Raw genomic sequence first — 10301 nt, 5'->3', positions numbered from 1 at the left:
TAGCAAAGAGAATCTCAAGATTTTCTTTGATTTTAACGATCCATTCGTATTGTTCGGTATTATCGGCCATGGGTTTACCGTCACTATCGGGGTATTCAATATCTGGATCAATAGCTGGTGTAAAGGTCATAATTTCTGCTCTGAGGTTATTTGTCTGAAAATTAAATTCTAGCAGTGAGGTTATCTTTCCCTTGTAGTCCCAAAATAACATCGCCAATAAGGTTGCTCAAAATGTTTGTGTACTTTTGTTAAAAAGAAAAAGTTTTCTTGACAAAAAGAACAACTTGTGCTAGGGGATAAATCTCTAACTTGACAAAAATTCCCCGCACTAGAAGCTGATCGAGGATAGCGATCGAGCGTTATAATCGAGCCATTACCCCGCGCTCCCTGTCGGGAAGATAAATCTATTATGACCGCTCTCTACGAGGAAGATTTTGTTCTCTGGACGGAAAAAACCGCCGAACTGTTAAAGCGAAAAGAGTTTGACCTGGTGGACTGGGAAAACCTGATCGAGGAAGTGGAGTGCATGGGAAAAAGCGAGAGACAGGCAATAACGAGTTTATTAACCGTTTTAATTGAACACTTGCTAAAACTATCCTATTGGGAATCGGAAAAAGAACGGAATGCCCGTCACTGGATAGTGGAGATCGCGGCTTTCCGATCGCAATTAGAACAAAAAATAGATAGTGCCACCCTCGTCAACCATGCCCGCGATTCTTGGGAAAAAGCCTATTTAACCGCTAGAAAATCCCTGATTAACGCCAGAATCGTCGATAAAAATGCGATTCCCCTAGAGTCTATATTCACCCTCGAACAGGTATTAGACGGGGACTGGTTCCCGATCGATATCGAACCTTTTTTGGAAACCCGCCCTTGAATTGCGATCAAGTCCCCGCAAAACCATCAGGAGTATAAACGAATATAACCGAATATGAACGATATCGAGCAACTCCGCCGCCAACTCATCGAACGCTACCAACAATTATCGGCACTAGATCAGGTGATCGTCCGTTTTTTTTCCCTAATCTATGAACCGATCGCCCGCAGCACTTTTCTAGACTGTTTAAATGAAACCCATTACCGCGACGAGAACAACCGGCGATTTAACGGCCAAACCCTGAAATCCCATTTAGATCGCCTCCTAGAAGCGGAAGTAATCATCCAGGACAAAGGCTACGGGCCGCGCTGTCATCCCCTCCTCGTCGAGATTGCCAGCCGTGATAGCGTTAGCAAGGGACAATTCAAGCGTTTTGCCGAGATCATCAAGGACAAACTGCCGCAACCACGAACTCGTTGGGATGAAAGCCTAGTTTTTCAGGGAAAAGAGCAATTAATCCGAGAAATCCGTCTGGCCATCTATCGTCAGGATTTCGACTCGGTCGAACAACAAATCGCCGATTATCAGAAAACCAGCTATTCTTCCCCAAAAACTAGCCTAGAAGACCTTCTGGTTCTCATCTACGATAACCCCTTCGATGGGGATTGGTTACGGACGCAACCGACCAAATTTCAGGCGTTAGCACTAAATAGCATTCTTGTCAAGGCTTTTGAAAAAATAACTCGCGCCGATGGAGCTTTTTCCCTCCTAGAAGAACTCTGTCAAGACCAGACCAGTGTTTCCGAAGCCCATTTGTGGCTTGAACAGGCAATCATCCGAGGACAAAGCGATAAAGTGCGTCGGTATCTCGATCGCCCCTTCCCAGAAAGCCAAGCAGCAGAAATCGGGGCGATCCGGGGTTGGATTGCCTTTCTAGGGGGGGAAAACAGCAAAGCGATCCAAGAATATACCCTCGCCCTTAAAGCCCTAAAAAAAGCCAAAGGAAAACAAAAAATCTATTTTTCTTCGATTAGCGGCTTCTCCTTTATTTTCGCTCTCCTCAAAGAAGGAACCCCCGAACGTCTCGCCGAAGCCGCCAGCTATACCAGTTGGGTGACGCGTCAAAACGATCATCCTTTCAGTCCTATCTATGCCCGTCTGGAAAAAATCATCGCTGCCCGTCAGGGAGATATGCAGGCCAAAGACGCAATCATCGACGCGACGATCAATCCCTACCAAATGGGCCAGGGTCTAGAGACTCTTATCTATAGTATCTGTCTCTACTGGATGAGTAGCAGCATCGCTAAAAAACATCTGCCCCGCCTATTGCTGCCCCTCTACAAAGATGCCAAGGCGGCCGGCTACCATTGGTTAGCCCTAGAAACCGGGGCCCTACTGTCCCGACTCGATCGAGCCACGGAAGCGGAGGTGGTTATAAAATGGCATCTCTCTTCCCCCCTAGTAGATGCGATCGAACCCCAAGAAGCTTGGCAACTGTGCCTGAATGCCTTGACTAATCTGTGCGCGCCAACACCAACCCCGGGTAAATCTAACCCCGTCGTCCGCCTTGCTTGGTTTCTCTCTATCCATTCCGAGGATTATTTCCTGCAACCAAAAGAACAGAAACTCGACGCGCGGGGTAATTGGAGTCGTGGCCGTCCCGTCTCCCTGAAACGTCTGCGAAAAACTGGGGAAATTGACTATTTAACCCCGCAAGACCTGAAAATTTGCGCCCATATCTTCGTGGAATCCAGTTACTATGGCCAGAACGATTATCACTTTGAGCGCCGGGCCATTATCGAACTGATCGGTCATCCCCTGGTGTTTTGGGAAGATTCCCCCAGAACGCGGGTAGAAATCGTCGCCGGAGAACCAGAATTGCGAGTAAGAAAGGAAAAATCGGGTAAATTAATCCTGTCTTTACTGCCCGATCTCAGCGATCGCCAAGAAGTGCTGATTTGGAAAGATACCCCCACTCGCGTTAAGGTAATCGAAGTCAAGCCGGAACACCGAAGCATCGCCGACATTATCGGCAAAAGCAACCGCCTAGAAGTCCCCGACAAAGGCCGGGAAAAAGTCCTGGCCGCGATCAATTCCCTGTCCGGGATAGTGACAGTACATTCCGATATCGGCGGAGGAAAAGCAGCCCGGTCAGTGGCAGCCGATAGTCAACCCCGGATTCATCTCTTACCGGCCGGAGAGGGTCTAAAAGTGGCGGTTCTCAGTCGTCCTTTTGGGGCAGCCGGTCCCTATTTCCAGCCTGGAAAAGGGGGCGAAACAGTGATCGCCGAGATCGAGGGGGAACGGCTGCAAACAACTAGGGATCTGGCCCTGGAGAAAAAACTGGCCCAAACAGCGATCGATTCTTGTCCGATCCTGATCAGTTTCGAGGAAGAAAACGGGGAATGGCGACTAGAAAATCCAGAGGATTGTCTAGATCTACTGCTGGAATTGCGGGAATTAAACGATAGCGTCCTTGTGGAATGGCCAGAAGGGGAAAAATGGCGGGTGTCGCGTCAGCTTCGATTACAAGACCTACACCTAAATATCCACAGTCAACGGGATTGGTTTGCCGTCAGTGGGGAACTGCACCTAGAGGAGAAATCGGTGCTGAGTATGCAGGAGTTGATGAAACTGCTAGAGGGATCGCCGGGGCGGTTTATTCCCCTCGGAGATGGTCAATTTCTCGCTCTAACCGAGGCATTTCGGGAACGGTTACAGGAAATGCGTGCTTTTTCGGAAAAGTCCGGCGACGGTTTGCGGTTTCATCCCTTCGCTGCCCCGATTCTCTCGGAACTCACCGAGGAAGTGGGACAACTCAAGGCCGATAAACGTTGGCGCGACAATTTACAACGCTTTCAGGAGAGTCAGGATTTTACCCCAGAAGTCCCCTCAACTCTACAGGCAGAATTGCGCGACTATCAATTGGAAGGCTTTCGTTGGTTAGCTAGGCTGGCCCAGTGGGGGGCCGGGGCCTGTTTGGCCGATGATATGGGATTAGGGAAAACTTTACAAGCTCTGGCAGTGATCCTAACCCGCGCCTCCGAGGGACCGACTTTAGCGATCGCTCCTACTTCAGTATGTTTGAACTGGATTAGTGAGGCGGAAAGGTTCGCACCCACCTTAAATATCATCCAATTGGGAACAGGCGATCGGCAAGCACTACTCGATCGACTGCAACCTTTTGATCTGTTGGTGTGTAGCTATGGGTTATTACAGCAGGAAGAAGTGGCTACCATGTTGGCCGGGGTGGAATGGCGGACAATCGTTCTCGATGAGGCCCAAGCGATTAAGAATTTCTCCACCAAGCGATCGAAAGCAGCCATGAATCTGCGGGGGGATTTTAAACTAATCACCACAGGAACACCGATCGAGAATCATTTAGGGGAATTATGGAATCTTTTCCGTTTTATTAACCCCGGATTGTTGGGATCCTTGGAAAGTTTTGATCGCCGTTTCGCCACCCCGATCGAAAAATACGGCGATAAAACCGCTCGCGAACAGTTAAAAAAACTGGTGCGGCCTTTCCTTCTCCGGCGCACCAAAAACCAAGTTCTGGCGGAATTACCGCCGCGTACCGAGATTTTAGTCCCGATCGAGTTAAGCGTCGAGGAGAAGGCGTTTTACGAGGCCTTACGGCGGCGTGCTTTGGAGAAATTAAGCGAGAGTGACAGTACCGCCGGGGCGAAACATCTCCAGGTACTGGCAGAGATCATGAAATTACGCCGGGCCTGCTGTCATCCGCAGTTAGTGGCGCCAGATTTGGATTTAGCCGGCTCGAAATTGTCCCGTTTCGGGGAAATTCTGGATGACTTATTAGATAATCAGCATAAAGCCTTGGTGTTTAGTCAATTTGTCGATCATTTAGCGATTATCCGCAGTTATCTCGATCAAAGGCAGATAAAATATCAATACCTCGATGGTAGTACCCCAGCCAGCGATCGGCAGAAACAGGTGAAAGCGTTTCAAGCGGGGGAAGGGGACGTATTTTTAATTAGTTTAAAGGCCGGAGGGACAGGATTAAATCTCACGGCGGCCGATTATGTTATCCATCTTGATCCCTGGTGGAATCCCGCAGTGGAGGATCAGGCTTCCGATCGCGCTCACCGCATCGGCCAAAAACGTCCGGTGACGATTTATCGCTTAGTGGCCAAGGATACGATCGAGGAAAAAATTGTCGATCTGCACCACCATAAACGCGATCTTGCCGATAGTTTATTGGAGGGGACTGACGCAAGCGGCAAGTTATCCACTGACGAATTATTACGCTTAATGGCCGAGGGATAAAAATATCCCCGACGCGGTTTAAACTAACTTTTTGATAGCTGCTACTAACTGCTCGATTTCTGAGGGCAAAGTGAAATAATGAACACAGGCACGCACACAGAGGGGGTCGAGGAGAGTTCGCAGTAAAAACCCTTGTTTTTCTAGCTGTTGCACTAAATTTTGTGGGCTGATGGCCGAGTCAATTTGAAAGGAAACTAAACCAGATTCTGGCGGAGAATTTTTTAAACATTTCACCCCTTTAATTGTGTTTAATTCTCCCCAGAGATAGGCCGCTAATTGACAGATTTTTTCGTATCTTTGTCCCCCATCACCCCAGGCGTTATGTACCGCAATAGTTGCCCTTAAACCCTCAAATTGAGGATAGGCAGAAGTGGCCACTTCAAAGCGTCTAGCATCGGGTTTCCAACCGATAGGCTGTCCTTGCTTATCTGTTTCAATACCTCGCCAACCGATAAAAGTGGGCTGTAAACTAGGGAAAATTTCGGGACGAATATACAATCCTCCCACACCGGCCGGTCCACACCACCATTTATGACCTGTAAAAGCATAACAATCGGCGGCAGTAGCGCTTAAATCCAAGGGCAAACAACCCACGGATTGGGCAGCATCCACCACCACTAAAACGGGTTTTTCGGTGACAGAATTATCATGACAAAGTTGCGAGATTTCCTTGAGGGGTAAAACCTGTCCAGTATTCCAGAGAACATGACTGACCACCAAAACCCTAGTTTTGGGACGTAAATGAGCGGAAATGACTTCTATCGGGTTGCCGCCGTTTAAAGTTTCCCGAATAGGACAAGTGGAGATTTCCAGATGATAACGACGGGCAATTTCCCGAACTGTGGCGATAATTCCGGGGTGTTCACAATCGGTTAGTAAAATATGTTCCCCCGCTTGCCAATCAACCCCCCAGAGGGCGATATTACAGCCTACAGTGACATCCTCGGTGATAGAGAGAGTGCTGGGGCTAATTCCCAACTCCTGAGCCATTTCTTGCCTGAGAAGTTCCGTTTTTTTGGTAATCCAATCGTTTACCCGTCCTGAAAAAGGACCCTTTTGTTGGAGAAAATTATGGGCATCGATAATCGCTTCTAATCCCGCCTTGGGCAAGGTTCCCTGACCACCGAAATTAAAATAAACTTTATTGCTAAGTCCCCGAAATTCCTGTCTTTGTTCGGCTAAATCCGGTTTACTAACGGCGTAATCGAGGCTATTTTCGTCTAAATTCTGCATAAGCGAGGAGATGGGGGGTCAGTTATCAGTTATCAGTTATCAGTTATCAGTTAGAAGGTGTTGGGTTTTGGGGTTTTAGGGTTTTAGGGTTTTGGGGTTTTGGGGTTTTGGGGTTTTAGTTGAATTCCCCACTTCCCCACTTCCCCACTTCCCCACTTCCCCACTTCCTGACGACCGACGGCTGAATCCTATCGACGGATTAAGTCGCAATTGTCACAATAGTATTAGAGTAGAGGAAACACACTTGGGAATGTTTCCTTTTTTTAAGTTTATTATTTTTTACTTTACTTCACTGGTCCAGGAAAGCTTAACTTTTCTCCTTGTATAGAATGCTACTGACCGATGATCTACTTCTAGACTACCAACGTTGTCAACGCCGTGGGTTTTTAAATCTCTACGGCAATAGCCAAGAAAAAGACCCTGAGCGAGATTTTTTGCTTAAATTGCGCCAAGAGAGTCAAAGTCACGTTAAAAAAGTCCTACAAGACTCCTATCCCGATTATTATTCCCTGACTACCCCCACCGGCGATATTTTAGCCGCCGCTAGGGAAACGGAAGCTTTGATGCGTCAGGGGGTATCCTGTATTTATCACGGAGTCCTGTTACAATCCGGCTATCCCGTCTCTTTAACCGGTTCCCCCCATTTATTAATTAAACAGGCAGGAAAGTCGAAATTTGGCGATTGGATTTATTATCCCCTCAATATTCAACTCGGTCGCCGTCCTAAGCCTGAATATAAAATGCTGGCTACTTTTTACGCCTATTTATTGGCTGGTATGCAGGGAGTTTTTCCCAATTACGCAGAAATTGTCCTACGTCGTCATAATCGCTATCGGGTGGAATTGAATCTCTGGTTAACTAAACTAGAGGAAATAATCAAAAAGTTCGGCGAAATGGTGATTAATCACCAAGAACCAGAAGTTTTTATCTCGCGTCAGCGTTGCAGTTTATGTCATTGGTATAGTCACTGTTATGGTATCGCTCAAGCGAGTCAACATCTTTCTTTAGTCCCGGGGGTAACTCCCAGTCGTTACCAATTTTTACAGTCTTTGGGGGTTTCCACCATGGAATCCCTGGCGCTTACCTGTCCTACCCGTATGGGGGAGGGGATGGGGTTAGAGGTGGCTAATCAGTTACAATTACAGGCCCAAGCAATTATTGAAAATCGGGCCTTTCGCAAAAGCAACGGGAAAACTGCTTATCTGTCTCCCCTACCGAGGGCCGAGATTGAATTTTATTTTGACATCGAAGCGGAACCAGAACAGAATTTAGATTATCTTTTGGGGATTTTACGGGTTGATTATCGAGTTAATACCCAGCAATTTTATCCCTTTTTGGCGGAAAAGCCAGAAGATGAAGGCAGGATTTGGCAGGAATTTTTAACCTTAGTCATGCAGGATTATCAAGCACCCATTTTTCACTTTTCTGAGTACGAAGTGGAAACAATTAAGCGATTGGGTTATCTTTATAAAACTCCTTCCTCTTTGATTAATCAGTTAGTTTCTCGCTGTTTTGATCTGCACTATCAGGTAGTTAATTCGGTAACTTTTCCCGTGGAAAGTTATTCTTTAAAATCCCTCGCTAACTGGATTGGCTTCCAATGGCGCGATCGAGGAGTAAGCGGGGATCAATGCGTTTGGTGGTATGACCAGTGGTTAAAAACAGGAGATCGGACTTTATTGGCGGCTATTTTGCGTTACAATGAGGATGATTGTCGCGCCACCTTTATACTAAAAGATTGGCTTGTAAACTTTTTAATTTGATTCTAAAGATTTATGACAAACAGGGGGGAATGTAACCGCTGCTACCCTTAGCCGTCAAGGGAAAATGATAGGCTATGGATGTGAAAACAGTCCCCTCACCCAATGGTGATCCCCATGTTCTCCCCACTCTTTCCCCTTCTACTCCTACTGCTTTCCTTCCTTAGTCTTCTCTGGTATCAAAAGACCGATAATGATATTTTTAAAGCTCTTGCCGTTAGTAGTTTGATTTTTGCAATTATTTGGGGCTTAGTTCTCGTTCATTGGTCAATTCACCTGCTGGGACTGCTGTTATTGTTAAAATTCAGATCCCCCGCTTTCAGCTTGGTGCGCGTGCCTAGATGGTAATGGTTTGACCCTAATCTTCTAACTGTCCGGTAGGTACTTCGATCGCTTGTACATCGATCGTACCGGGAGGGGTGAGAATAATAAACTTACCCCCTGCCACTTTTAATGGTTCACCACAGTTAGGACATTGGCATTCGGTGCGATTAAAACCCGTAAATTCGTAGCTACAGACGGGACAGCTATCTTCAACTAAATTGCGTCGCAACCACCAGCGAAAAATTCCCCAAGCAATGACGGGGGAAATGATTAGGAATGCCACGAGAATTAAAAACCCATTGACTAACCAACCCAGTCCGATCGAGCCTAACAACAATCCGACTAAAATCAAAGATAAGAAACAACCCAAACCAGAATCATTGACAGAATAGCTGCGGAAAAAGTTGTTATTCACGGCTCAACCCTCGATTCATCAAAGCTGCAATTATCTTTAACCTAACACACTCCCAACACATTACCACGGTTAAATTTTCTTTTTGACTCACCGGTTCCTCGCTCTCTTCTATCTTGGGTTTAGTTTTGAGCGAGATTATCGGGAATAAACTACCTCAACCCGCTCCCGCTATGCTGAGGAGTGGGTCGTCTGCGGGCTTCAACTTGTTATAATGGTTATTTCCTATCCACCATATCTCTAAAAACCATGAGCGATCCTCGTCCATCTCTAGTGGCAGCTGCCCGAAGATTTTATCAACTGGGTTGGATGCTTGGCACGGCAGGTAATTTATCCGCTAAAGTTGATGATCATAGTTTTTGGATTACTGCCAGTGGTAAAAGTAAAGGTAAACTCACAGAAGAGGATTTTGTGCGCGTGGATCTGACGGGAAAAGTCAGAGAATTAGCTCATCAGGATAATCGTCCTTCCGCAGAAACTAGCATTCATCAGGTGATTTATTGTCTCTTTCCCCAAGCGCAAGCTTGTTATCATGTCCACTCGGTGGAAGCGAATTTAGTTTCCCGTTTTGCTCGCGAGGACAAGTTATCGTTACCTCCCTTAGAAATGTTGAAAGGTTTAGGTATTTGGATAGAAAATCCTCAAGTATTTATGCCAGTTTTTGCTAACTATCTCGATGTGCCGAAAATTGCCGCAGAAATAGAGAGTAGATTATCAACTTTCCCCCCAGAAATTCCCGCTTTACTGATTTCTTACCATGGCGTGACGGTGTGGGGTGAGTCTCTAGAAACTACCGAGAATTATTTAGAGATAGTCGAGTATATTTTTCGCTATATTAGCAAAAAATGGTCTGTTTAGGACGCTTTCAATTTTCAAACTCTTATCGGTCAAGGGTTTCAGCGATTGATTGTCCTAACCACCCCGATCTTTGCTAATAGTGTTAAGAGAGATTTAAACCGCTTATTCTTAGATTAGCCGAACTTCCCCCAATCCCTTTACTGTTGCCTTTTGCCTCTTGCCTTTTGCCTCGTCTCAACAAGCAATTTAAATTACGAACAGCTTCGCTATCTAGTGGCAGCCTATCAGTTGACACTGTCGTGCTTCGCTGTTCTATGCTGGCGGAACCTTTCATCTCCGAGGTGAAACCGAGAGTTCCTTCAAGCCGACATTATAGGTAAAACCTTGTTAAACCTTCATCGAAAATTTGGGTCTGAAACCCCGTCGTTCTACGACGGCTTTACTGTTAAATATGAGCATCGTTTACGAAATATATGCTAAAATGTGAGGTATGGAAAAAGCCTATTCTTACCGATTTTACCCCACACCCGAACAAGAGTCGCTATTGCGGCGCACATTGGGCTGTGTAAGATTGGTTTACAATAAAGCTCTCCATCTCAGAACACAAGCTTGGTACGAAAGACAAGAAAGAGTAGGATATGCTGAAACTTCTTCAATGCTAACCGAGTGG

At 46.3% G+C, this 10301-nt stretch carries 8 protein-coding genes and 1 pseudogene; 6 read left to right on the top strand and 3 right to left on the bottom strand.

Translation table 11 applies throughout. The annotated features are described in order from the left end of the window. Positions 1-130: pseudogene (locus IM496_RS20315) on the bottom strand (Uma2 family endonuclease); the annotation flags it as partial. A gap of 276 nt (positions 131-406) precedes the next feature. On the opposite strand from IM496_RS20315, the gene IM496_RS20310 reads away from it, so the two are divergent. Both IM496_RS20310 and IM496_RS20305 read left to right on the top strand, forming a co-directional pair. Further along, on the top strand, positions 407-877 hold the full coding sequence (locus tag IM496_RS20310) for a DUF29 domain-containing protein (RefSeq protein WP_002754638.1): 471 nt from the start codon (positions 407-409) through the stop codon (positions 875-877). A gap of 54 nt (positions 878-931) precedes the next feature. Continuing rightward, a complete protein-coding gene (locus IM496_RS20305; RefSeq protein ID WP_287663073.1) occupies positions 932-5104 on the top strand; it encodes a DEAD/DEAH box helicase in 4173 nt (1390 codons plus the stop codon). Between the two features lie 18 nt (positions 5105-5122). Here IM496_RS20305 and IM496_RS20300 read toward each other — a convergent pair whose 3' ends face one another. Next, positions 5123-6337, bottom strand: a complete 1215-nt coding sequence (locus tag IM496_RS20300) for an aminotransferase class V-fold PLP-dependent enzyme (protein WP_194017515.1) — start codon at positions 6335-6337, stop codon at positions 5123-5125. A 329-nt stretch (positions 6338-6666) separates the two neighbouring features. Here IM496_RS20300 and IM496_RS20295 point away from each other — a divergent pair, with 329 nt between their 5' ends. Together IM496_RS20295 and IM496_RS22545 are read left to right on the top strand one after the other, a co-directional pair. Next, complete coding sequence (locus tag IM496_RS20295) at positions 6667-8100, top strand: TM0106 family RecB-like putative nuclease (protein ID WP_287663072.1); 1434 nt, start codon at positions 6667-6669, stop codon at positions 8098-8100. A 102-nt stretch (positions 8101-8202) separates the two neighbouring features. After that, positions 8203-8445: a hypothetical protein gene (locus tag IM496_RS22545; RefSeq protein ID WP_004163988.1), complete on the top strand. Its 243-nt coding sequence runs from the start codon at positions 8203-8205 to the stop codon at positions 8443-8445. A gap of 10 nt (positions 8446-8455) precedes the next feature. Here IM496_RS22545 and IM496_RS20290 read toward each other — a convergent pair whose 3' ends face one another. After that, positions 8456-8836 (bottom strand): hypothetical protein, encoded by a 381-nt coding sequence (locus IM496_RS20290; protein ID WP_002760482.1) that lies wholly within the window; start codon positions 8834-8836, stop codon positions 8456-8458. A gap of 246 nt (positions 8837-9082) precedes the next feature. Between IM496_RS20290 and mtnB the strand changes: the two genes are divergently transcribed. Together mtnB and IM496_RS20280 are read left to right on the top strand one after the other, a co-directional pair. Further along, positions 9083-9691, top strand: a complete 609-nt coding sequence (mtnB, locus tag IM496_RS20285; protein WP_287663071.1) for a methylthioribulose 1-phosphate dehydratase — start codon at positions 9083-9085, stop codon at positions 9689-9691. A 430-nt stretch (positions 9692-10121) separates the two neighbouring features. Next, positions 10122-10301 (top strand): helix-turn-helix domain-containing protein (locus IM496_RS20280; RefSeq protein WP_287663070.1); only part of this gene is annotated, 180 nt, incomplete at its 3' end.

This window comes from Microcystis sp. M049S2, from assembly GCF_020245625.1.
GTDB lineage: Bacteria > Cyanobacteriota > Cyanobacteriia > Cyanobacteriales > Microcystaceae > Microcystis > Microcystis ichthyoblabe_A.
The sequence above is the reverse complement of the archived record's forward strand: the minus strand, read 5'-3'. Positions and strand labels throughout refer to the sequence as shown.

What these genes read in the sequence shown, in the direction of transcription:
- mtnB (WP_287663071.1), top strand. Translation starts at nt 9,083, where the DNA reads ATGAGCGATCCTCGTCCATCTCTAGTGGCAGCTGCCCGAAGATTTTAT.
- IM496_RS20300 (WP_194017515.1), bottom strand. Translation starts at nt 6,337, where the DNA reads ATGCAGAATTTAGACGAAAATAGCCTCGATTACGCCGTTAGTAAACCG.
- IM496_RS20295 (WP_287663072.1), top strand. Translation starts at nt 6,667, where the DNA reads ATGCTACTGACCGATGATCTACTTCTAGACTACCAACGTTGTCAACGC.
- IM496_RS20305 (WP_287663073.1), top strand. Translation starts at nt 932, where the DNA reads ATGAACGATATCGAGCAACTCCGCCGCCAACTCATCGAACGCTACCAA.
- IM496_RS22545 (WP_004163988.1), top strand. Translation starts at nt 8,203, where the DNA reads ATGGTGATCCCCATGTTCTCCCCACTCTTTCCCCTTCTACTCCTACTG.